The following is a 21100-nucleotide window of genomic DNA, read 5'->3' as shown; positions in this document are numbered from 1 at the left end:
AAGCCGCTGACACCGGGCCGTTCGTCAGGCCGGATGGGTCGGGTCGGGCACACCCTCGATGTCGAGGTGGGGTCCCCGTAGTGCTGGGGAAAAGATCGGGCGGGATATGGCCGGTCTGGCCGATCGCCCAATGCAGCGGCCGATCCCGGCCGGTCGGCGGCAAGCCCTATGCGTCATCTTCGGCTCTCGGCGGGGGCTTTGCTTCACGATGAGGAAACGGATGAGGACGACAGCAACGCCCATCGCGGCGGCTGCACAGACGATCACCCGAACCGAGGTCTCCGTCGGACGCCCGATCAGGAAGATTTCGGGTGGCATAAAGGTCATCTCGACGATCGCGCCGACCGGCACCGTCAATCTGGCAAGCAGGCCGATCACTCCATGGTTCTTGATGGTCGCGCCAACAGCGCCCAGAGGCGGCCCGAAGAGCAGGCTCGCGAGCAGCCAGGGGAGCATCCACCCCACCTGCCAGGCCAACGGCAGACCTCTCAGGGTGGACTCCGTGCAGTAATACACCGTCGTAGCCGCGGTCAATGCCAGAACACCGGCGGCCACCCCCCGGGTACGTGTACCTGCCAGCCATCCCGCCGCCACCGCCAGTGCGGCCCAGGACCAGCCGACGTCCAGCAGCAGCCTCGCTACTTCGGCGATCCTCATGACCCACACCCCGCCCAGGGACGCATCCTTGACGAGGGAGGTGAGTGCACCGAATCCCGCACCAAGCGCGAGAGCACCGACCACACTGCGGATGATCTTCACTACGCGAGGATACGCAGCGAAGAGGCATTCCTTGGTCGATTCCACATGTCACCGTCACCGGCGCCTCCTTGGCTCCCCACTCGGGTCGGCGTCACCAGGGGCAAAGTAGCTCTGCGTGACGGCGGTGACGGTGTGCGCGTCGCAGAAATAGTCATTTCTGCGAACCACACGAGCTACATCCGGGTACGCGCGTACGTGTGCAGCGCGTCGCGGACGAACATCGCCCCCGCCTCGTCGTCGTACATGGCGGCGAAGCGGGGGTCGTCGACGAACATGTCCCCAATGCCGTTCACCATCTCGATCGAGCGCTCCCGGTCGCCCTCGGCGGTGGGGGTGCCCGGGATCTGACTCAGCCACTGGACGTGCCGGGCAGCCAGCGACTGAGCGTGTTCCGATGTCGGCGAATCCCCGGCCTTCACTGCGGCGACCCATGCGGCGACGAGGTCGTCGGTGTCCTGCTTCCAGGCCCGCTGCTGGTCAAGGCTCTTGCCATGCCACCAGTCGTTGCTCACTTGGAACGCGCGCTCGCCCCAACGTGAGATCACCTCGTCCTTGTAGAGGTCGTTGAACCCCGCCAACATGACATCCATCCGCGGTTCCACCCCCGCCTGCAGAGCCTCAAGCGTGTGACGCACAGACCGGACCTGCCGTTCGATGCGGTCCCGTTCCTCTTCCAACGCGGCGATGTGGGCGCGGAGCCCGTCGAGCGCGTCCACCTCCTCGGCCAGGACCTCGGCGATGGCCGGCAAGCCCATGCCGAGCCGGCGCATGAGCAGGATCCGCTGTAGCCGGGCGACCGCGGTGGGGTTGTAGTAGCGGTACCCGTTCGCGCCGACCCGGGACGGGACCAGGAGCCCGACGCGGTCGTAGTGCCGCAGGGTCCGGCTGGTGATGCCGGCCCTCGCCGCGAGTTCCTGGATCGTCCACTCCATCGTTCCAGTGTTACCCGTGGCGCAGCGTGGTTGCGATGATCTCCGAGGCGTCGGCGTGCAGGGCCTGCGCCGCGGTCTGCCCGGTAGCCGCCAGGTAGGTGTCGACCAGCCGGTTGCCCGCGGCGTACCCAGCGCCCATCGGCAGTCCCACCGGGGCGACGCCGAGGTGCTCCGCGCCGGGGTCGCCGTGCACCCAGGCGGTGAAGTTCTGCATGCCTGTCACGTCGAGCCCGGTGAGCACCTTGGCGAAGACCTCGTCGTCGTGCAGGTGCGGCACGCCGATGCGGGCGGGGCCGAGCTCGTCGCCGTAGAGCTGACGGGCGAAGGCGTCGGCCAGGCCCTCGCCGACGATGTGCTCGCCGACCGTGACGGTCATCGGGTCCCACACAACCCCGCCCGGGCTCCACCGCAGGTTGTGGTGCAGTTCGTGTACGGCGGTGGCCTCCAGCCGCTCCACGTTCTCGGGGAAGGGCCAGAACGTGATGGCGATGTGGCCCGAGATGCCGCCGAACCCGGTCAATCCTTTGCAGGGACCCATGAAGTGTTCGTCACCTGGATCGCCGAGGACGAACAGCACGGTGATGTCCGGGGCCTCCAGTCCCGGCGTGGCCTCCAGCAGTACGGCGAGAGCGTCGTCGAGCGCGTGTTTCATCCGCTCCCAGGCCCCGGCCGCAGCCAGGGTTTCGAGCGCGTCGAGGCAACGCTCCTCGTCACGGTCGATGGGGAACCCGGACGTTGCGAGGTGTACGGCAACCAGGTCGACCTCGCCGGGGTTGTAGCGGTACATACCCTTGTTGGGCTCCAGCATCGAGTGCAGCAGGCCAACGCGGTCCGCGACCGGGGCCAGCAGAATCCGCCGCATGGCGGAGTAGGTGTCAAGAACAGTGATCGACATGGCCGCGATGCTAGAAGTTGACGCAGCGTCAAGGTCAAACCAGCGGCGCTCTTCGTCGAGATACAGCCGGGCATGCCGTCACCCGGGCCCGTCGCGACCGGCGGTTCGCCGCTGTGATGGACTCACGCAACTTGGTCAGCCGCTGTCCAGCGTGCGCAGCTCCTCGGTCTTGCGGTCCGCGGTGAACAGCATCCACTCGCTGTCGCTCACGCCGTCATGAGCATGGTCAGAGTGCGTGGCCGCCGGCGACCTGCAGGACTTGCCCGGTGGCCCAGCGGGCCTGGTGGGAGGCCAGGTACACCACCGCGTCGGCGATGTCGTCCGGCTCTCCGCACCTGCCCATCGTCTTGACCCGGGCGTCGTACAGCTCCTGAGCCAGTGCAGCCTGCTCCGCAGACAACTGCGGTCACCCGGGTCGGCTACCAGGAAGTCGAGCGGTCGTTCTTCTGCCGCGTCTGCCAGCGCGCCGAGCGCGTAAGGCGGCCGCGGCCGCGCTGCTGGCCTGCCTTGACGCGCTGTGACGGTACTCCGGTCGACGCCGGTCGTGGTCAGAACTCGTCGTCATCGAGCTGGCGGCGCAGTTCCTCATCGGTGATGCCGGTCAGCCACTCCCAGCGGGCGGCAGTGGCGGCTTACCCGTGACCGCGGTGGACGCAGAAGAGCTGGTCTTCGGTGCCGTAGGGTTCCCGGTAGGAGACGATGGCGGGGCCTTGAGCGCTCAGGTGGCCGGGCAGCCGGGTGTCGGGGCTCCAGCCGGCTGAGTTGAAGCTGGTCCACCACAGGCTCTGGTCGCCGGAGCCGCGGTGCACGCAGTACAGCCTGTTGTTGAAGACGGCCAGGGCAGGGCCCTCCGCACTCCGGTGGGCGGGCAGCCGGCGGGCGGTGCTCCAGCGCGTGCCGTCGAAACTGGTCCACCACAGGAAGTGGTCAGAGCCGCCGCCGCGGAACACGCAATACAGTACGCCGGCGTAGACGGCCAGAGCGGGGTTGGAAGCCGTGAAGTGGCTGCCGAACGGCTGGTCGTTGCTCCAGCTGGTGCCGTTGAAGCGGGTCCACCACATCTGATCGCTGTTGGCGTCCCGGTAAGCGCAGTACAGCATGCCGTTGAAGGTCGCCAGGGCCGGGCCTCGGCTGGACGCGCCGTTCATGCGGGTATCGGGGCTCCAGCGGTTGCCGTCGAAGCGGGTCCACCACAGGCCCCTGTCGTTGCCGCCGCCGCGGTGCACGCAGTACAGGAAGTTGTTGTAAACGGCCAGGGCAGGGCCGTCGGCGCTGCGATGGGCGGGGAAGGCGACATTGTCGCTCCAGCCCTCATTGCTGCCGGGGTCGTAGGCGGTCCACCAGAGCGATTCGTCCCGGTCCCCGCGGTGCACGGCGTACAGCCGGCTGCGGAACTCCGCCAGCGCCGGATTGGACCTGGACAGGTGGCCGGGAAATCTCTCGTTCTCGCTCCAGTTGTGGGAGGTGTTCATGGTCGTCCACCACAGCGAGGTGTCCTGCCTGGGGGCCAGGGAGATGGGGAGGAGCATCCCCGGGGCGAACCAGGGCGACACCAGCCGACAACCGTGGTGCCTGCCGATGGCCTGGATGATAAGAGAACGGATCTGGAAGGAGAGCTCGATCAACCGGCCGAGCACCCTGGGACGGACGGCCCTGGCTACGATCTCCCCTACCAGCTCCGAGATCTCGGCGGCGGCTTCGGCGGCGGCGGCGTTGAGGACGATCTCAAAGCCCCACCATCTCGCGTTGGCGTACACCTGCATACCGTTGGCGCTCAGCTGCGCCTCGATCTGGCGAGCCCTGTCTTGGTCGGCTTGGGGGAGCCGACTGGTCTGCTCCTCGAATTCCTTGCGGGCTTTGTCCAGATACTCCCGGGAGATCTGCTGCGCCTCCTCGTGGGAGACGGAGTACGGGATGGCCTGCCAAGCGGCGAGGGCGTCTGCCTCGGCTCCGGCTTGGTCCTGGCTGGTGCTTTCATCGGGCATGCGATCACGTCCCATTCCGTAGGAGGATCCGCCGCGAAGCTCGTCAGCGGCCTTGAGTATCCGGCCGTGCCCCACTGCTGGCAAGAGCGTTCGGGTGGCCGCAAGCGGCCACAGGCACAACGGACCGTCTCGGGCCGGTTGGATGCGTGGTCGCAGGCCACTGGGCCTCCGCCGTCCGGGTCCGGCGTCGGCAGCGGTTTCTAGACGCAACGGCTTGTCTGTGCGCAGGGGGCTCGCTCCGGCTCTCGCGTTCGGCGCCGAGGTCCTCCCTCCAGTTGGCGGCAACGGGTAACACGCGGACCGGTGCAGGTCACAAGGGTGCGGACGGCGAGGTCACGGACGATGACGTTGACGGCGTCGGCGCCCAGCCGGGGGCCGAGGTCGCCGTGCCGGTCGACGCGGCGCAGCAGTCGTCCGGGGGTCTCCCCCGCCTCGGCGAGTACGGCGATCCAGTCGGTCCAGACGGCGACGGGGTCGGTCAGCGGGTGGCTGCCACGCGGGACGGCGATCGTCTCGTCCCGGCGGTCCTTGTCGGTTTTGTCCGCCGCGGTGTACCGCTCCGCTCCGGCGGCAGCCGCTCCCGCCTCAGCCCCGACCGTTGCCTTCGCCTACTGCAGCGCCGGCGGCAGTACCTTCACGGTCTTCTGTGAGGCGTGGTGGCAGGGCGGCACGGACCCGGCCACCGCCAAGTGGAGCGACGGCCCCAACAGCATGAGCATCAGCACCAGAATCTCGGACCCGGTGGCTCGCTACACACAGGGGGGCGGCAGCTGCATACCCGGGTCGTTGTGGGGGGCCAAGCTCACCATCACCGACGCTGCCGGCGCCGTCACCGAGAGATGGGTCTCTGGCGGCCGCGCCTGCCGGGGCTGATACGCGGCGAGTTATGGCGCCGGTAGTCCAGCCGTAGCCTGCCGCGACCGAAGCCGGAGCGCCCCTGTTGTCATGGGTGCTCCGGCCATGGCTTGTGGTTGATCCGCACCGTCTACATCACTCCCGCGCCGTTGATCATCGTCGTCCGCCGAACTCCCAGTCGTGGACTTCGATATCGGCATAGCGGTCCGGGGCCAGGACGGTGCGGGCCGTGTCCCGATCCCTCGCTCGGATCAAGGCTGCCGTGCCCAGCCAGGTGGCGCCGTCGTCGGACAGTAGCGACCCGTAGGCGATCAAGTCGTCCCGCCGGTCGGGCGGTGGAATGAGGTCGGCGGCCTGGCCCGTGCCGAGGCCGAGAACCAGATAGCGGTTGCCGCCTTCGCGGCTACCGGGGAAGTCCCACATGGTGCGGCCCAGGTGGTTGCGCCAGCGGCGCAGCAGCACGTCCCGGTACACGCCGGCCTGGTAGTTGGGCTCGTCGAAGGCGAACGTCCGCGCGGCGGCGGGGTCCGGCAGGTCGACGATGTGCACACTGCCGGAGGCCGTGTCGCCGTCGAGGGTGGGGCCGCGGGCGATCAGCTGCGCATCGTAGCGGTCCATGTAGGACCAGTGCTCCTCGGCGAGCTTCTCGCGCAGCGCTGCGGAGCCGGGCCGGTCACGGTGGTAACAGAAGAATTCCATGTCGAGCCTATCTATCACGGGTTGCGGCAGAGGCCGGTGCGCAGCGGGGTTTCGCTGATCAGCCAGGCCATGGTGAAGGCGGCGACGGACAGGGCGGCAGCATCACCGTCGGCGGCTACTGGCTGGGCGCCCACCTGCGCCTCCCCGACAGCCGTGCCGCCGCGCCGCTCCATGACCTACTCGCCCTGACCGCCTCGGGACGCGTCCACCCCATGGTGGGCGCCGAGTACCCTCTCGACCAGGCCGCAACCGCCCTGACCACCCGCCGCACCACCGGTAAGGTCATCCTCCGCGTGGCGTGAAGCCCTTCTGCAGCAGAAGCCCGCCATCAGCCTGCTTCCGGGATGGCGAAGGGCACCCTGCTCCCCTGTGGCTTGTGGGCGGCGATCGCAACCTGTAGGTTGCCATTAATGGCAACCTACAGGTTGCGAAAGAGGGTGGCATGGGTTCGGACGCGATCGAACGTGTGGTGGTGCTGCGGCACCCCATCGAGCGGGTGTGGGCCGCGCTGACCACCGCGGAAGGGCTCTCGCGGTGGTTCGGCTCGGTGGCGGAGATTGATCTGCGGCCCGGTGGGCGCGCGTTCTTCCGTTGGGACGACCTGGACGAGGAATCCGTCGCCACGATCGTGGTGGTCGACCCACCACACCGTTTCGTGTTCAGGTGGGCGATCGAGGGCCTGCCGGAGGATGACGCACCCCGGACGCTTGTGGACCTCACCCTGGAGCCGGTGCCGGGCGGTACCCGGCTGCGCCTGGTGGAGAGCGGGTTCGCCCAGGCCGCCGCCGACGTGGCCCACTCTGCCCACAAGGCCAACAGTCAGGGATGGGACGCCGAGCTCGTCGACCTGGAGACCTACCTCGATGCGGCCGCCTGATGCAGAAGGGCAGGCCGTCGCGGTGTTCGCGGCGCTCACCGATCCGACGCGGCGGGCGCTGCTGGAGGAGCTCGGCCGCGCCGGGCCCGCAACCGTCACGGATCTGGCGCGACGGTTGCCGATCAGCCGCCAGGCGATCGCCAAGCACCTCGGCCAGCTCGCCGAAGCGGGCCTGATCAGCGTCGGCGAACCGGCCGGCCGCCGCCATCCCTACCGGCTGGAACCAGCCGCCATCCGCACAGCCCAGGTGTGGCTGGCCAAGCTCGCCAACCGGTGGGATGACCGGCTGGCCGCGCTGGAACGCGCACTGGACGCCACCGACACGAAGGAGTCAAGCAACGATGAACAAGCCTGAATTCACCGCCGGCCTGAACATCGCCATGAAGATCCCCAAGGCGCAGTACGAGGCCACCGTGGCCTTCTACCGCGACACCCTGGGTTTCGACGTCAAAGAAGACGACGTCTCCTACGCTCCGACCGTCTCGAGAACTCATTCGGTGCGGTTCGGACCCAATACGCTGTGGCTCGACTGTGTCGACAACTACAGCCAGCCCGACCTGTGGCTGCAGCTGCACACCGACGACCTGGACGCGGCAGCGGCCAAACTGGCCGACAGCGGTATCCACCCGTGTGACGAGGTCGAGCCCCTGGAGAGTCTCGATTCCAGAACCCACTGGATCAAGAACCCGGCCGGTGTCGTGCATCTGCTCGCGGAGTCCGCCTGATCCCGATGTCGCGATGAGGCATCCCAGCGAGGTGAGCGGCCACCCTCGCGGTATCGCGGAGCCGAACGCCCGGTTTCACGAGTCGCTCAAGCTTCGATGACACAAGCCCAAGGTTTCCTATCGCAGCACAGTGGACGACCTTCACGCCGCGACGGCTTACCGGCTGACCAGGGCCAACACCAGCGCGTGTACCTGGTGACAGCTTCGTTTGCGACAGGCCGTTTCCGGGCCGAGGGCCGTACGGTCCCCATCGGCTCAGTTGCGGACGGCTCGCTGCAGGACGGCTTGGATGTGATCAGGGTCGGCGGGGGCGTTGTCGAGGAGGATCGCGGTGCACAGTCCGTCGGAGGCCGCGACGAGGGCGGCGATGGCCGCAGGGTCGTCGGTCAGCGTGGTGGCGAGTTCGGCGATGTTCTCCCGCCAGCGTCGTGCCACGGGTCGCAGTGCGGGGCGGCGGGCGGCCAGGGTTGCCAGCTCGCGTTCGGCCAGGGCGCGTTCACGTCCGGGACCGGCGGACTCGGCGATGAGGTGGGCCAGGCCGGTGAGCTTGTCGCCGGGGGTGTCGATGATGTCGCGGATGCGGGCGGTGTAGGCGTCGGCGACACTCGTGAGGGCGGCGACGAGCAGGTCGTCGAGGGTCGCGAAGTAGTAGGTGCTCAGGGACGTCGTGGTGCCGGCCTGTTTGGCGACCGTGCGATGGGTGACGCCTGCCGCGCCGTCGCGAGTGACCACGGCAAGGGTGGCCTCGATGATCTCCGCGCGTCGTTTCTCGCCACGCGCGCGGCGTCCGTCGACGTGCTCGCTGTCGTCGGTGGTGTCGTCCATGCTGCTCCTCGGCCCGACCTCCAGGATAGTCGGACCATCGTTCAAACGCCGGTGTCGCGGTTCTGCGCCTCCCCGAGTGTGGGCACGTGACGCAGCATCCCGAGGCACAGCACCGTGGCAGCGGCGATGGCGACCCCCGCGACCAGGGAAGCGATGTTGAGTCCGCCGGTGAAGGCCTGCTGGGCCGCCTTGACGGTCCCGGACGGAAGGCTCCCGGCGATCGCCATGGTCGCGTTCAGGCTGTCGGTGAGGGGACCGAAGGTCTCCGATGACAGGCCTTCAGGCACTGTCACCTGGGTGCGGTAGACGGCGGTGGTGAGACTGCCGAGCAGGGCGACGCCGACGGCGATGCCCAGTTCCTGGACCGTCTCGGAGATCGACGCCGCCGACCCGGATCGCGCTGCCGGCACTGCGCCCACCACCATGTCGGTGCCCAGGGCGGCGAGGGCGCCCAGCCCGAGATAGACGAACGCGAAGCCGACCGCCACAGCGACCTCGTCGTCGAGTCCCGCGGTGGCGAGCAGCGCGTAGCCGGCGAGGGACGCCCCGAGGGCGGCGCCCATGACCGAGCCGGGGCGGAAGCGCCGGGCGACCAGGGGAGCACCGATGGCGGCGGCGAACATCGCCAGCGCCGGTGGTCCCATCCAGAGCCCCGCGTCGAAGGGCGTGAGCCCTTCGACGAGCTGGAGGTACTGCGTGACCAGGTACATCGAGCCCCCGACTCCGACCAGGCCGATGAGCAGCACACTCAAGGCCACGGTGAAGGCCCGGTTGCCGAACAGCGTCACGTCCAGCAGTGGGTCGGGGAGGCGGCGTTGGCGGCGTACGAACACGATTCCGGCCAGAACGCCCGCCATGGCACAGGCGAGGGTTGGGCCGCCGGGACCGTCGGAGGCGATGCGCTTGACGGCGTAGATGACCGGAAGGATCGCCGCCAGGGACAGGCCCACGCTGATCAGGTCCAGTCGGCCGGTGGACGGGGCCGCGTACTCGGGGAGCAGGGCGCGCGCCCCGGCCAGGACGACGAGGGCGATGGGCACCGCCGTCAGGAACGGTGCTCCCCACCAGAAGGAGTCCACCAGCGATCCGCCCACGATCGGCCCGGCGGCCATCCCGAGCGCGAACATCGTGGCCCAGACCCCGATCGCGACCGTGCGCTGACGCGCGTCGGGGAACATGTTCGAGATCAGCGACAGCGTGGAGGGCATGAGCGTCGCCCCGGCCACCCCCAGCAGGGCTCGCGCGAGGATCAACAGCTCGGCCGTGGGGGCGAACGCGGCGAACACCGAGGCCGCCGCGAAGGCGATCATCCCGATCTTCAGCAACCGGCGCCGCCCGATCCGGTCGCCCAGCGTGCCCATGGTGATGAGGAACCCGGCGACGAGGAATCCGTAGGCATCCATGATCCATAGCAGTTGGGTGGCTGACGGGGACAGATCGGCCGCCATGCTCGGCACCACCAGGTACAGGACGGTCACGTCCAGTCCCAGCAGCCCGGTCGGCATGGCCAGCAGGCCCAGGCCCGCCCACTGGCGCGCCCCTGCCCGCGTGAACTGTTGCTGCGTCATCACGCCCCCTTCACTCTCATTATGTTGAACGATAGTACAACTAGTACTATCGTTCAACATAATGAGATCAGGCGTGAAGCGGGTGGCGCCGGTCGGGTCCAGGACGTGCATCCTTCGAGGAGGCTCCGCCTGCGGCCTGGCACCGGAGCCACCGCGACTGCGGCGTTCCTGGCCACGATCGCCAACCCCAACACCGCCGAGCGAATAGGCAACGAAGCACACCAAGATCGCGCTCAGCCGGCTGTACCGCCGTTCCTCAACCCCGGATGACGACGCTCTGGCCCCGGCGGCCGGCGTTGGTCGTGACGGATGTCACGGGCGCGCCGCCCGCGATCCTCGATCGCCGGAGTCAGCGATCGCCGTGCGCGCCGGTGAAGATGGTGCCGATCTCCGCCATCCGCTCGGCCGCATAGCCGGGGTCGATCAACGCCTCGGGGGTGTGGAGGCCGGGCGGCACAGGGGCGCCGCGCAGGCCGAGCAGTCGCTCGACGCCGAGGGCGACGCCGAGCGCCGTCAGGGGACGCTGCCCCTCCGGGTGGAGGAGGTGGCGGCTCGTCCTGAGTGGCGCGCCCGCGCGGTCCACGCCTTCGAGATCGATCTTGACCTCCGTGGACGCGGGCCCGCCGCGCCGCCTGCCCGCCGATTCGCCGATCGCGAACGCGAAGCGGACGTTGGGCGCGCCCGTCGCGAGGGCCAGGCTCGGCACGTCGAGGATGGGGACGATCTGGCCGGGCAGCACGGCGCCGTCGACGCTGGTGACCTCCACCTGCGCGTCGGGGCCGCTGACCCAGCCGAAGACGCCGTCGCGGCGGACGTGCCCCGCCGAGGTGGCGGCCAGCAGGCGTTCCATGTCCACCATGGCCGCGGGCCCGCCGCCGTCCTGTTCATCCAGCACGCCGCTGACCTCGATGGTGTCGAGCCGGTCGAACTCCCTGGCGAGGCCGAGCACCGCGAGGACGACGAGCCCCGCGTACCAGTGGCTGGCCAGCAGGATCGGCGTCGCACCGGCTCGCAGGCCGGCGGCGACAACCTCGGGTCCGATGTCGACCAGGCCGCTGGAGATGCTGACATACGGCAGGCCGCGGTCCTGCGCGTAACGCAGTCCGTTCAGGTGGCTGTCCCACACCGTTGCCACGACCGCCGAGTAGCCGTCGGTCTCCTGGAGGCCGAGGTCGCCTCGCCGCAGATCGATGGTCGCGGCTGTCGCGCCGCCGAGCTCGTCGGCGACCCGCCGGGCGCGGCCGAGATCGCGACCCGCGATCGTCAGCGGCAGCTCCGGGTACCACCGGCGCAGGAGGGTTGCGGTCCCCGCGCCCGCCTGGCCGGATCCCCCCATGATCAGTACGGAGTGCTCCACGGTGATGTCCTCTCACTAACCTACATTCTGTAACTTACACTTTGTAGCTTAAGCTGGGAGACGACGCAAGGGAGGACGATGACCACGGGATCGACCCGCCTGTCCAAGCCGGCCAGGCGGGAGCAGCTGCTCGACACCGCCATGGCGATCGTGCGCGCCCACGGCACCGACAGCCTCACGCTGCTCAGCCTGGCGGAGGCCGCCGGAGTGAGCAGGCCAGTCGTCTACGACCACTTCGGCACCCGCCCCGGCCTGCTGATCGCGCTCTACCGGCGGCTCGACGAACGGCACCGGGCCGCCTCGAAGGAGGCCCTGCGTGACGCCCCGGCCCTCCCCCGCGAGATCGCCCGCGTCCTGAGCGCCGCCTACTTCGCCTGCGCCACCGACATGCCGGAGTGGACCGCCATCTCGGCCGCGCTCAAGGGGAGCCAGGAGATGGAGGCGATCGAGCGCGAGCTGCTCGACGGCTACACGGACCTGATGGCCACCGCCCTGCGGCCGTACTCCGGGCTCACGCAGGAAGCCCTCCGGCTCCGCTGCGTCGGCGTGCTGGGCGCGGCCGAGGCGATCGCCGCAGAGCTGAACCGGGGGCGTGCCACCGTCGCCGCGGCCATCGCGGCGCTGACGGACCTGACCGTCGACAGCATCGACGCCGGAGCTCAGGACTGACGCTGTCGCGGCCCGTTGTGCGGTTGTGCTGGGCCTCTCACTCGGCAGAGGTCAGAAGGCGTAAAGGCCGAAGCGGCCCCAGGCGATGACAACGGACAGCACGAGCAAGGCCACGTTGACGGCGACGCCCGACGACTCCTTGCGGCGGGCGTGGGTGGCGGCTGCACCGAGCATAGTGATGGCCAGGCCGGTAGCGGCCAGCGGAGTGAGGGTTGGGGCGATGTCGGTGACGGCGGGCAGGATCAGGCCGACGGTACCGAGAAGTTCGACCACGCCGATCAGGCGAACCTGGGTGGCGGTGAAGTCCTCCACCCAAGGCATCGCGGGGCGCAGCTTCTCCTTGGGCCGGATGGACTTCATCACCCCGACCAAGCCGAAAGTGGCGGCCAGGATGACCTGCAGTATCCACAGGAATACGTTCGTATCAGTAGCTCTCCATTGGACGATGCAGAGGTGCTCGGCCTGGGGTGCTCGGCCTGGGTGAAGGTCTCACCGTCCAGCCGGATCACGGCTCGAACGTCGTGCCAGTCGTCTTCGACCATCTCGCTGCGACCGCCCACCACCCGGCCGACTGGTCGCAGGGTCACGGTGTCGGTTGTCATGGTGATCTCCACGTTCTAGTGGCGCCTGAGGGCACCGCGGTGTTTGGCAAGAGTGTTCGAGCCGGTTGAACAGCACGGATTCGCCGTTCAGGTGAATCGGGGTTCAGTCGCCGGAACCCCGGCCGCAACTGCCGCACACGGACCTGCCGGCGAGTCGGCGGCACTCACCGCGACCGATCAGCAAACGCCACCTGGACTACGAGCGGCGCTCAGAGCCATCACCCAGCACTTCGACCACTACGCCGCCCAAGCTCGACTTGCTCGGGCGGCGTGAAAATTGCCACAAATCTACAGAAACCCGGACCAGAGATTGCTAGGCGTCGCGGCGCAGCGTGAACCAGAAGGTCGGCACCGAGTTGGTGCCCGGTGTGACGTCGAGTAGTTCCCAGCCGGGGAACCTGGCGCGGAGCTCGTCGGCTGTGACGCCCGCCGCCCACGACGTGACCTCGGGGATCGGATTACCGAGCGGCTCGGGACCGTACCCGAACATCAGCAACCGTGCTCCGGGAGCGGCGCGGCGGGTGAGCCCGGCGGCGTAGGCGTCGCGGCGGTGCAGCGGGACCCCGCAGTAGCAGCTCAGGTCGAAGAACAGGTCGAAGGGGCCCGGCACGTCCAGCTCGTCGAGGCGGGTGGCGTCTCCGTGCAGCAGCCGTACCGCCACTCCCGCCTCCGCAGCCTTCTCCCTGGCCTGGTCGACGGCGCGGTCGATCAGGTCGACGGCCGCCACCTCCCAGCCGCGCCGTGCGAGGTAGGTGGCGTTGGTCCCCGTGCCGCAGCCGAGTTCGAGGGCGCGGCCGGGCGGCAGCGCGCCGTGCCCCTCTACCAGGGCGACCAGCTCGGGCGGCGTCACGCCGGTGTCCCACGGTGGCTTGCCGGTGCGGTAGTAACCCTCCAGTGCACGGTGGACGGACTCCTCCTCCGGGTCTCGCCGCGTTGAGGCCAGGTCCGGTTCCGGCTTCTGGGTGGCGTTGGTCTGGTCCATCGTCTCCTCCAAGAATCTAGAGTTGAACTCTAGTGACATGCTCTAGAGATATACTCGCAATATGGACAAAGTCGAGCGGCCGGACAAGCGAGCCGAGCGCTCACGCCGCACCCGCGAAAAGATCGTCGAGGCGGCTCGCGAACTGTTCGTCGCGCAGGGCTACGGGGCGACGAACCTGCAGGAGGTCGCGGACCGGGCAGGCGTGGCCGTCCAAACGGTCTATTTCGTCTTCCGCAACAAGCGCACGCTGTTCAAGGGCGTCGTCGACACATCCATCGCCGGGGATACCGAGCCGGTCGCCACCATGGATCGTGAGTGGTTTCGCGCCGCATGCGCCGAGCCCACCGCAGCCGGACAATTACGCGCGCACGTCCACGGCACCCGCGAGATCCTGGGCCGGGTCGCCCCGATCATGCCGCTGATCGCGGCTGCCGCGGCCACCGACCCCGAGATCGCCGCACAGTGGCCGGACGGCCCCGACCCGCGTTACACCGTGCAGTACGCAGCGGCCGAAGCCCTGGCCCGCAAGCCCGACGCCCGTCCCGGCCTCTCCATCGAGATGGCGGCGGACCTGCTGTTCGGCCTGCTCAGCCCGCAGCTCTACCTGATCTTCGTACGCGACCGCGACTGGTCGCCGGACACGTGGGAAGAGTGGGCCCGCACTGCCTTAACCTCCCAACTCTGCGCCGACCCCGGCTAAGCGGACGGACGTCCGGTACGGATCGGCCGAGTTCGGGTCTCCGTGGGTCGGCCGCCGTGGTTGCCGCGTGTGGCGGCGGCTTGCTGGCCTTCGAGGGTTTTCTCGCGGATGTAGTCGCGGTCGAGCTGGGCGGTGACGGCGAGTACGGCGAAGAGCATGGAGCCCACGCCGTGCGGGTCGTAGATCCCGGTCAGGGGTCCGGTGAGCAGCTCCAGTTGCACCCCGCCGCCTTGTAGCAGGGAGGAGAGGGTCATCAGCTCGGCGGCGTTGCGGGCGAGGCGTTTCATCTCGTGCACGGTGAGGACGACCGGCTGGTCCGGGGCGGCGGTCTTGATCTCGTGGGCGAGGGTGAGTGCTTTCTCCAGTTCGGGGCGGATCTTGATGCGGGTGCTGATCTTCTCGGAGAACACCCGTGTGCAGTGCGCGGCCGCGAGGGCGTCGAGCTGGCTTTGCAGTTCCTGGGTGGCGGTGGAGCAGCGGGCGTAGCCGATCCGGATCGGCGTCCCGTTCGTTTCCGGCTTCGCCGGGGCGACATCGGGGCCCTGTGTCCACTTCTTGCCCGGTCCGCGGTAGGCGGGGACGGGCGCGGTGAGTTCGTCCCGTAGCGAGGGCACGAGGATGAACCGTGCGGTGTGGTACTTCGCGGCGGTCTTCCCGGCGCGGGTGCGGCAGGCGCTGTCGGCGGGGACGTCGCATTGCGGGCAAGGGTGGCGTTCGACCGCGGCCGCGGCGTCGTCGGGTCCGAGTTGCATGCCGTCAATCTCGCAGAACACTGTCAAAACCAAGGGTAGTTGTGAGAGGTGTTGTGCGAATCGCGACCTGCGGGTCTTCGGCTCAGATCGGGGTGTTCGCAGAACTGTCACAACTGGTCATTTATGAGAACACGAACCGTCACCACCATTACACAGAGCTACTTTGCCTCCGGTGACACCGACCCGAGTCCCGGGCCATGTCCCGCATGTCGCCCACGTCGGTCACCCGGGCTTCACCGGCGAAATGTGCGATCTTCGTGGCTGGGATGCCGTTGAGCCACTGCTCGGTCGCGCCGAGCTCGTCGAGCGCCTGCAGGTGGGCCAGGCGCAGCTTGAACATGCCCAGCGTTGCCGCCTTCGCCGGTGTCTTCAGCCGGTCGAACTCGCTGCGTCCCGATGTCGGGTCCAGCCACAACAACCGCGTCAGCCGGGCCTTGGTGGCCAGGTCGATCCGTGCCGCGACCATCGCGTACAGCGCGATGTTCGTCTCCGTCCGGATCGCCGCGACCATCCGGTCCAGCGTGGAGAACCCTGGCAACTCGCGCCGCGTCCGCACCAGCTCCTCCAGCGCCACGTTGATCAGATCGGCCGGGTTGTCCTTCGTTGTGACCGCCCGGCGGATCGCCTCCTCGGCGATCGCACGGGCCTTGCCCGAGTCGTAATTCACGCCCATGAATGACCGGACCAGCCCGCGATGCCACTTCGCGGTCCGGTCGGCATCATGCTCGGCCGTCACCTCGCCAGGCAGATCCAGCAGACCGCGCACATGCTCGACCACCGACGCGGGGACCTCGTCCAGCTTCGGGAAATGCCCCAGCCGTTGATACGACTTCAGCCACACCACCAGGGCCAGCAAATGCCGATCGCTCTGCGTCTTCTCCCGTGCCCACGCGACCTCGGCGACCGTCGGCGTGAACGCCTCAGCCAGCTCCCGCGCGGGAACCACCCTCTTGAACCGCGGATACGCGGTGCGATCGATCGCCGTCACAACCCAGACCCCGAGCAGAAGACCGATGTAACGCATCGGAGCCTATCCAGCACGCGCGGTCCGATACTGCGCGGGTTTTGCTACACCAAGCTGATCATCCCGCCGTCCAAGAACCTCGTCGTACAGCCACCCCGACCAGCAGCTTCGGGAGCTCATTGCCCCTTTCACTCGTATCCCGGCGGTCCCCCTATGTGGGCCGACCCTCTCTGTGGGTGATGAGTCTTTAGTCCGTTTATAAATGATCTTGAAACTGGCTGAGCGCCTTTACGTTGTAGATTAATAACTCTGAGGCACCATCGCGCCTGCACCCAGGTGGCGGTGCGGCCCGGGATCATTGACGCTTGGCGGACGTCCGCGCTCCGGCCTCGGCCTCCTCAGCAGCGCGGCCGGCGCTCCAGATCATCGTCCGCTGGTGGACCCGCCGGCCGTCGTGCCGGAGGCCGGGCACCAGTGGTGCCGGGCCGTGCTCGGCGAAGCCCATGCGCTCAAAGAACCGCACCGCCCGGGTGTTCTCGACCAGGGTCTGCAGGTGACAGCCGGGAGATCCGGCCTCCCTGAGCCGGTCAAGCCACCGGCTCATCAGCCCGTCGGCGGCGCCGGTCCCTCGCGCCTCGGGTGCCACGTTGATGTGCAGGTGCGCGGGCCACCTGGCGTCGGCGAACTCGCCGACGCCGGGCTCCCTGCGGACCGCGGCCCACGCCAGATCGGCCAAGCTGCGCGCGAAGAAGGCCGCGGGCCTGGGTCGGAAGACCAGCCGGTAGGTCCTCATCGCCTTCTCCATGCGCTCGCCCTCCCCGGGGAACCTCGCACTGTCGAGGCATCCCGTCAGGTAGCCCACCAGGGCGCCCCCGGCGACGGCGACGAAGAGCGAGTCCGGCTCCAGCTCCATGTAGGGGTCCAGGTAGACGGCCGCCTCCGAGTCCACGTGCCCCCACAGCGACGCCGTGGGGGCGCCCTCGCCCACGCGCTCGAACAGCTCGCGCAGCTCGGCGCGGTCGCTCGGCGCGAACGTACGGATCTCCATGACGCCTCCCTCATTATGTATAGCCTACTCTGTACAACATACACAATTACTAGGCTATATGACGTACACAGATTCCGACCGCACGAGAGGATGTTCGATGGCAGAGCTGCCACCCGTCGTGGCGCGGATGTGGGGCCGCGAACCCACCACGCGCAGAGGCCCGAGGCCGCGCCTGGACCTGGCCACGATCACGATGGCCGCCATCGAGATCGCCGACACCGAGGGGCTGGCCGCCGTCTCCATGAGCAACGTCGCCGCCCGGGTGGGCGTCGCTCCGATGGCGCTCTACCGGTACGTCGGCAGCAAGGACGAACTGCTGACCGTCATGGCGGACAGCGCCGTGCCCCCACCGCCCGAACGCGGGAACCTGTCCTGGCGCGCCTACCTCGCCATGTGGACCCGGCTCACCCGCGACCTCCTGCTGTCCCGGCCCTGGCTGCTGGACCTGCGCCAGAGCACCCCGCCCATGGGCCCGCGGCGACTGCTCTGGCTTGACCGGGCCCTGGACGCGCTGTCCGGTACCGGGCTGGACGACGGCCAGAAGTTCAACGCCGCCACGGTGCTGACCGGCTACGCCCTCACCGACGCCACACTCACGCACTCGCTCGGCGCCGGTGGCAAGGAGCTCGCGGCCAGAGCCAAGGGAGCCACCGAGTACGGCGAGATACTCACTGAGGTCCTGGACCCCGCGACGTACCCGGCACTGTCGGCCATGATGCGCTCCGGCCTGCTCAGGGACTCCACCGGCTGGACGGAGGACGCCGACTTCCGGTTCGGCCTCGACCTCCTGCTGGACGGCATAGAGGCGCTGATCGCCCGCCCAGCCCGGTAGCCGGCCCCGGCCGCTGGGTGAGGAGGAGCGCGAATATCACCTGGCATCGGGGGATTTCCAGGCCCTTGACAACAACCGAACGGCCAACGACGTTAGCGAGCCGGAGCGGGCCGAGATATCGCCGTCCACCGTTCCGATGCGCTGTTGTGGCTGTTCAGGGCAGGTCGAACGCCAGGGTGAGGGGTCACGCCTTCGCGGCGGTCTTCTTCGGCTGCCGGGGCACGATGGCGGCCTTGTCGAGGCGAGCGTGAGCGTACTGCGGGTTGGTGTCCTGGCCTATCCAGGCTGCTTCGCGTCCGAGGTGTTCGGCCTACCCGATCTCTTGACGATGGCCACACACGCGCCGCCCTCTTCGCCAAGCACACCGGGCGACGCCCGAGGGACTACCGCGCGGCCTTCCGTCGTGTCGACTGATCACTCGGGCGACCAGAGCACCGGCCTGCCCGGAATCCCTGGAGCACCTCAGCAGTTCCTGGCCCGTGTCGCCGCCCACGCGGCCCTGTGGGCCGGAACGCACCGCGGCCGACGTGACGACTGACCATATGCCGGCCTGGCCGACCTGCTGCTCACACACGGCCTCCTGTTCACCCCGGCTGACCGGTCCGCGCACATCCAGACCGGTCCGCCGGGCTCGTGCTTCGCCGACGCCACACGGATCGCCGATGCGCACGATCGGCGCTCCGGTTGTCGATGACCGCCGCCGATCACCCCTGCCCGGTCGCGAGACAGCTTCACGATCAGCTCTCGAATACCCTGTCAGGGCCGCTTCAGGCGCTCGTCGCCTACCCGGCCTCGCCGCGGGGCCGTCAGTCGCGGGTCAGCCCGCCCGACCGACTCGCGCCAAGTCCTGTTCCGCACTCCCGGACGGGGACCGTGGAGTGGAACTCGATCATCGTTTGCCGAGCGGGCACGAAGCACATGGCAGTGATCTCCGCGGGCGCGTGCCCCGCGGAGATCACTGCCCAGTGGCTACGGTCCGGCCGGCCGGTGGTCCGATGCCGCTGAGACGGTGTGGATCGTCAGCCCACCGGACCGTTGATCACAATGTTGTCGACCGTCATGGCACCGCTGTTGTGGATGCCCCAGATGAGGTAGTAGTCGTCGAACGCACCGGTGGTGAACGTCACCGATCTGCTCTTCACCCCGGAGCCGGTGGAGTCGGTCAAAATCCCGCCCCACCAGTCGTTGCCATATCCCCCGCTGGTGGTCCGCGCCAGGAAGTAGTGCTCGACCTTGGGGTTCGCAGGCCCGAGAATCCGGTACCGGTAGGTCACCGTGTAGGTCGTCGAGCGCTTCAGCTTCATCTTGGCCCTGTTCGAGATCAGGAACTCCGTCCACTCCCCGTTGGGCAGGCTCTGACCGTAGGCCGAGTAGGTTCCCGACACCACCTGTGACTTGTCCGAGGTGATCCACATGGAATGGTCGACGCCCCATGTGGAGTAGGCGGTCTTGTCGTACGAGCCCGACTCGAAGTTCTCCCCGATACAGCGGCACGGCCCAGAGGAGCCGTCGTAGTTCATCTTCCACTCCACATTGCCTCCGAGAGGACCGGCACGGCCGATGTTCGTCGGCTTGACGGTGATCTTCTGGTCATCGAAGGCGGCGGGAATCGTCGTCTCGAACCCGTGGGAGTCGCCATACTCCGGATGGGCATCACGGATGTCGGTACGGAGCTGGAAGGCTGAGGCCGTCTTGACCAGCTTGCCGTCCGCGAAGATCGAGACGTCTACCGGCGAGCGGGTGTCGGGGTCGATCGCCCAGCCCTTGACCAGGATGTTCTCGCCCTGCCAGCGCACTTCGTCCAGCGCCCCGAACGGATCGTGCCGGGAGTTCTGGGTCATGCAGCCAAGCTGTTTCCCCACTCCCCCAGAGTCGGCGTTCACACAGAGCTCGCTGGGGGTGCCTTCGAGCCCGTCATGCTTGATCCACACTTCCCAGCCATGGTTGGGGCCGAACGTGGGGAAAGCCTGGGCGATGTCGGGGCGCGGCAGGGCGGCGCTGTAGCCGCGGAAAAACTCTTTCTTGTCGCGGAATCCACTGAATGTCGCGTAGGAGGCGGTATAAGGATCGATCATCCAGCCGCCGATCACGGAGTACGCGCCCGATTCGACGACCGCGAGAGGAATCCGGTACTCGATGGCGCCGAACGCCCGGGAGTCGAACTCAAGGCATCCGAGGTCGGTGACCTTGGTGGTGGTGTAGAACGCCGATACGCAAACCTGGTGCAGCCCTCTGGTCGGTGGGATCTGGACGTCGAAGTTGAACCCGTGCGCGTCACCGTAGGGGGTGCCCGGCCTCGGGGTGTTGGCCCAGCTTGTGACCTGCGCCTGTCCCGATGTGCCGCCGATCACTTGGACGGTCTTGGAGGGGTAGGCGCTGTTCGCGGCCCATCCCTTGACGCGGACCCGTCCTCCCGCCTCCAGGATCGCCTCCTCGAGTTTTCCCACCACCGTGTTGGTTCCCGGGTCAGTGGTGGGTGCCGCGTTGGGCTGCTGCGGGAGCTTGAGGAAGCCGTCGGGAGTCCGGTCCAGCCGCCGCGTCTTCGGTGGTTCGACCTTCCGCGTGCCCGACAGGTCGGGGAGTTGGGCGCGGTCGAGCTCGCTCGGCGTGTAGGGCGTGAACTTCTCCTTTTCCTTCGACTTCTCTTTTTTCTTTGTCCCCGGCTCCGGCTCCTTGACCGTATCCGCGGGGTTCCCCGCGGATACGGTCAGCACCGGCGCGTTGGCGAGTGTGCCTCCGGCGGCCTGCGCCGGTGGCGCCGTCGGGAGGAGCAGGAGCGCACACAGCACGCTCGCCGCTCGCAGGGCATTGGTTCCTCTTCGCATGGTCATTCCTCTGACTCCCTGGACGGGATGAGATGGGGAACAGACGTCGGTGGGGCGGATGAAGGCCACGGACCGCGCATCCGGGTTGTCATGTGGACGGGTTCCATCCAGGGGCTCCGTCCGGTCTCTTTCATCGGGCGGAGGGACGGGTCATGGTGTCGTAGGTTTCGAGGAGTTTGTGGGCGGTGGTGACGGGGGCGAGGGTTTCGGTGTAGGTCTTTTGTTTGAGGTTCTTGGAGTGGTGGTCGT

The 21100-nt window shown here is 68.3% G+C and carries 21 protein-coding genes and 1 pseudogene; 7 read left to right on the top strand and 15 right to left on the bottom strand.

Annotation, left to right across the window (positions count from 1 at the left end):
- Positions 1-24: 24 nt before the first annotated feature.
- The 6 genes and pseudogenes from AB0K21_RS41665 to AB0K21_RS41640 all read right to left on the bottom strand — a co-directional run bounded on the left by AB0K21_RS41665 (position 25) and on the right by AB0K21_RS41640 (position 6125).
- The gene (locus tag AB0K21_RS41665) at positions 25-759 is read right to left on the bottom strand and encodes a hypothetical protein (protein WP_343971035.1); all 735 of its coding nucleotides are present in this window, start codon (positions 757-759) and stop codon (positions 25-27) included.
- A gap of 173 nt (positions 760-932) precedes the next feature.
- The gene (locus AB0K21_RS41660) at positions 933-1691 is read right to left on the bottom strand and encodes a MerR family transcriptional regulator (protein ID WP_343971032.1); all 759 of its coding nucleotides are present in this window, start codon (positions 1689-1691) and stop codon (positions 933-935) included.
- A 10-nt stretch (positions 1692-1701) separates the two neighbouring features.
- Entirely contained in the window at positions 1702-2586 is an 885-nt protein-coding gene (locus AB0K21_RS41655) for a DUF2268 domain-containing putative Zn-dependent protease (protein ID WP_364158170.1), read from the bottom strand.
- A 226-nt stretch (positions 2587-2812) separates the two neighbouring features.
- Positions 2813-2929: pseudogene (locus AB0K21_RS41650) on the bottom strand (SDR family oxidoreductase); the annotation flags it as partial.
- A gap of 289 nt (positions 2930-3218) precedes the next feature.
- Entirely contained in the window at positions 3219-4571 is a 1353-nt protein-coding gene (locus tag AB0K21_RS41645) for a hypothetical protein (RefSeq protein ID WP_343971026.1), read from the bottom strand.
- Positions 4572-5579: 1008 nt separating this feature from the next.
- Entirely contained in the window at positions 5580-6125 is a 546-nt protein-coding gene (locus AB0K21_RS41640) for a YciI family protein (protein ID WP_364158167.1), read from the bottom strand.
- A gap of 442 nt (positions 6126-6567) precedes the next feature.
- Between AB0K21_RS41640 and AB0K21_RS41635 the strand changes: the two genes are divergently transcribed.
- The 3 genes from AB0K21_RS41635 to AB0K21_RS41625 are packed head-to-tail and all read left to right on the top strand — an operon-like array spanning position 6568 to position 7727.
- The gene (locus AB0K21_RS41635; RefSeq protein ID WP_343971015.1) at positions 6568-7002 is read left to right on the top strand and encodes an SRPBCC domain-containing protein; all 435 of its coding nucleotides are present in this window, start codon (positions 6568-6570) and stop codon (positions 7000-7002) included.
- On the top strand, positions 6989-7357 hold the full coding sequence (locus AB0K21_RS41630) for a metalloregulator ArsR/SmtB family transcription factor (RefSeq protein WP_364158163.1): 369 nt from the start codon (positions 6989-6991) through the stop codon (positions 7355-7357). Before AB0K21_RS41635 ends, AB0K21_RS41630 begins: the two co-directional genes overlap by 14 nt.
- Complete coding sequence (locus AB0K21_RS41625; RefSeq protein WP_343971010.1) at positions 7344-7727, top strand: VOC family protein; 384 nt, start codon at positions 7344-7346, stop codon at positions 7725-7727. The genes AB0K21_RS41630 and AB0K21_RS41625 overlap by 14 nt, the downstream gene beginning before the upstream one ends.
- 255 nt (positions 7728-7982) lie before the next feature.
- Here the strand turns inward: AB0K21_RS41625 and AB0K21_RS41620 are convergent, their stop codons facing one another.
- The 3 genes from AB0K21_RS41620 to AB0K21_RS41610 all read right to left on the bottom strand — a co-directional run bounded on the left by AB0K21_RS41620 (position 7983) and on the right by AB0K21_RS41610 (position 11477).
- Entirely contained in the window at positions 7983-8552 is a 570-nt protein-coding gene (locus AB0K21_RS41620) for a TetR family transcriptional regulator (RefSeq protein ID WP_343971007.1), read from the bottom strand.
- Positions 8553-8593: 41 nt separating this feature from the next.
- Positions 8594-10120: an MFS transporter gene (locus AB0K21_RS41615; protein ID WP_364158158.1), complete on the bottom strand. Its 1527-nt coding sequence runs from the start codon at positions 10118-10120 to the stop codon at positions 8594-8596.
- 349 nt (positions 10121-10469) lie between these two features.
- Positions 10470-11477 carry a hypothetical protein gene (locus AB0K21_RS41610; RefSeq protein ID WP_364158155.1) on the bottom strand — a complete coding sequence of 336 codons (1008 nt, stop codon included), beginning with the start codon at positions 11475-11477 and terminating at the stop codon, positions 10470-10472.
- 78 nt (positions 11478-11555) lie between these two features.
- On the opposite strand from AB0K21_RS41610, the gene AB0K21_RS41605 reads away from it, so the two are divergent.
- Complete coding sequence (locus AB0K21_RS41605; protein WP_343970999.1) at positions 11556-12146, top strand: TetR/AcrR family transcriptional regulator; 591 nt, start codon at positions 11556-11558, stop codon at positions 12144-12146.
- Positions 12147-12197: 51 nt separating this feature from the next.
- On the opposite strand, the gene AB0K21_RS41600 is transcribed toward AB0K21_RS41605, so the two are convergent.
- Together AB0K21_RS41600 and AB0K21_RS41595 are read right to left on the bottom strand one after the other, a co-directional pair.
- The gene (locus tag AB0K21_RS41600; RefSeq protein WP_364158216.1) at positions 12198-12539 is read right to left on the bottom strand and encodes a DoxX family protein; all 342 of its coding nucleotides are present in this window, start codon (positions 12537-12539) and stop codon (positions 12198-12200) included.
- Between the two features lie 522 nt (positions 12540-13061).
- On the bottom strand, positions 13062-13730 hold the full coding sequence (locus tag AB0K21_RS41595; RefSeq protein ID WP_364158151.1) for a class I SAM-dependent methyltransferase: 669 nt from the start codon (positions 13728-13730) through the stop codon (positions 13062-13064).
- A gap of 61 nt (positions 13731-13791) precedes the next feature.
- Between AB0K21_RS41595 and AB0K21_RS41590 the strand changes: the two genes are divergently transcribed.
- Positions 13792-14430 carry a helix-turn-helix domain-containing protein gene (locus AB0K21_RS41590; protein WP_364158148.1) on the top strand — a complete coding sequence of 213 codons (639 nt, stop codon included), beginning with the start codon at positions 13792-13794 and terminating at the stop codon, positions 14428-14430.
- On the opposite strand, the gene AB0K21_RS41585 is transcribed toward AB0K21_RS41590, so the two are convergent.
- From AB0K21_RS41585 to AB0K21_RS41575, 3 genes are all read right to left on the bottom strand, one after another.
- A complete protein-coding gene (locus tag AB0K21_RS41585; protein ID WP_343970987.1) occupies positions 14427-15182 on the bottom strand; it encodes a recombinase family protein in 756 nt (251 codons plus the stop codon). The two genes, AB0K21_RS41590 and AB0K21_RS41585, sit on opposite strands and share 4 nt — an antisense overlap.
- Before the next feature lie 148 nt (positions 15183-15330).
- On the bottom strand, positions 15331-16206 hold the full coding sequence (locus tag AB0K21_RS41580; RefSeq protein ID WP_364158144.1) for a DUF4158 domain-containing protein: 876 nt from the start codon (positions 16204-16206) through the stop codon (positions 15331-15333).
- 295 nt (positions 16207-16501) lie between these two features.
- Complete coding sequence (locus tag AB0K21_RS41575; protein ID WP_343970981.1) at positions 16502-17194, bottom strand: GNAT family N-acetyltransferase; 693 nt, start codon at positions 17192-17194, stop codon at positions 16502-16504.
- Between the two features lie 97 nt (positions 17195-17291).
- On the opposite strand from AB0K21_RS41575, the gene AB0K21_RS41570 reads away from it, so the two are divergent.
- Positions 17292-18026: a TetR/AcrR family transcriptional regulator gene (locus tag AB0K21_RS41570; RefSeq protein ID WP_364158140.1), complete on the top strand. Its 735-nt coding sequence runs from the start codon at positions 17292-17294 to the stop codon at positions 18024-18026.
- A gap of 403 nt (positions 18027-18429) precedes the next feature.
- The gene (locus AB0K21_RS41565) at positions 18430-18564 is read left to right on the top strand and encodes a hypothetical protein (RefSeq protein ID WP_364158137.1); all 135 of its coding nucleotides are present in this window, start codon (positions 18430-18432) and stop codon (positions 18562-18564) included.
- A gap of 481 nt (positions 18565-19045) precedes the next feature.
- Here AB0K21_RS41565 and AB0K21_RS41560 read toward each other — a convergent pair whose 3' ends face one another.
- Positions 19046-20851 (bottom strand): hypothetical protein, encoded by a 1806-nt coding sequence (locus AB0K21_RS41560; RefSeq protein ID WP_343970975.1) that lies wholly within the window; start codon positions 20849-20851, stop codon positions 19046-19048.
- Between the last annotated feature and the right edge of the window lie 249 nt (positions 20852-21100).

It is taken from the genome of Streptosporangium sp. NPDC049248 (assembly GCF_040678965.1).
Classification (GTDB): Bacteria; Actinomycetota; Actinomycetes; order Streptosporangiales; family Streptosporangiaceae; genus Streptosporangium; species Streptosporangium fukuiense.
This window is presented reverse-complemented; position numbering and strand designations above follow the sequence as displayed.

Bases quoted from the DNA above. Each gene is read 5' to 3' on its own strand.
- AB0K21_RS41640 (WP_364158167.1), bottom strand. From the start codon at position 6,125: ATGGAATTCTTCTGTTACCACCGTGACCGGCCCGGCTCCGCAGCGCTG.
- AB0K21_RS41655 (WP_364158170.1), bottom strand. From the start codon at position 2,586: ATGTCGATCACTGTTCTTGACACCTACTCCGCCATGCGGCGGATTCTG.
- AB0K21_RS41645 (WP_343971026.1), bottom strand. From the start codon at position 4,571: ATGCCCGATGAAAGCACCAGCCAGGACCAAGCCGGAGCCGAGGCAGAC.
- AB0K21_RS41580 (WP_364158144.1), bottom strand. From the start codon at position 16,206: ATGCGTTACATCGGTCTTCTGCTCGGGGTCTGGGTTGTGACGGCGATC.
- AB0K21_RS41630 (WP_364158163.1), top strand. From the start codon at position 6,989: ATGCGGCCGCCTGATGCAGAAGGGCAGGCCGTCGCGGTGTTCGCGGCG.
- AB0K21_RS41605 (WP_343970999.1), top strand. From the start codon at position 11,556: ATGACCACGGGATCGACCCGCCTGTCCAAGCCGGCCAGGCGGGAGCAG.
- AB0K21_RS41575 (WP_343970981.1), bottom strand. From the start codon at position 17,194: ATGGAGATCCGTACGTTCGCGCCGAGCGACCGCGCCGAGCTGCGCGAG.
- AB0K21_RS41560 (WP_343970975.1), bottom strand. From the start codon at position 20,851: ATGCGAAGAGGAACCAATGCCCTGCGAGCGGCGAGCGTGCTGTGTGCG.
- AB0K21_RS41585 (WP_343970987.1), bottom strand. From the start codon at position 15,182: ATGCAACTCGGACCCGACGACGCCGCGGCCGCGGTCGAACGCCACCCT.
- AB0K21_RS41595 (WP_364158151.1), bottom strand. From the start codon at position 13,730: ATGGACCAGACCAACGCCACCCAGAAGCCGGAACCGGACCTGGCCTCA.
- AB0K21_RS41620 (WP_343971007.1), bottom strand. From the start codon at position 8,552: ATGGACGACACCACCGACGACAGCGAGCACGTCGACGGACGCCGCGCG.
- AB0K21_RS41590 (WP_364158148.1), top strand. From the start codon at position 13,792: ATGGACAAAGTCGAGCGGCCGGACAAGCGAGCCGAGCGCTCACGCCGC.
- AB0K21_RS41660 (WP_343971032.1), bottom strand. From the start codon at position 1,691: ATGGAGTGGACGATCCAGGAACTCGCGGCGAGGGCCGGCATCACCAGC.
- AB0K21_RS41635 (WP_343971015.1), top strand. From the start codon at position 6,568: ATGGGTTCGGACGCGATCGAACGTGTGGTGGTGCTGCGGCACCCCATC.
- AB0K21_RS41625 (WP_343971010.1), top strand. From the start codon at position 7,344: ATGAACAAGCCTGAATTCACCGCCGGCCTGAACATCGCCATGAAGATC.
- AB0K21_RS41615 (WP_364158158.1), bottom strand. From the start codon at position 10,120: ATGACGCAGCAACAGTTCACGCGGGCAGGGGCGCGCCAGTGGGCGGGC.
- AB0K21_RS41570 (WP_364158140.1), top strand. From the start codon at position 17,292: ATGGCAGAGCTGCCACCCGTCGTGGCGCGGATGTGGGGCCGCGAACCC.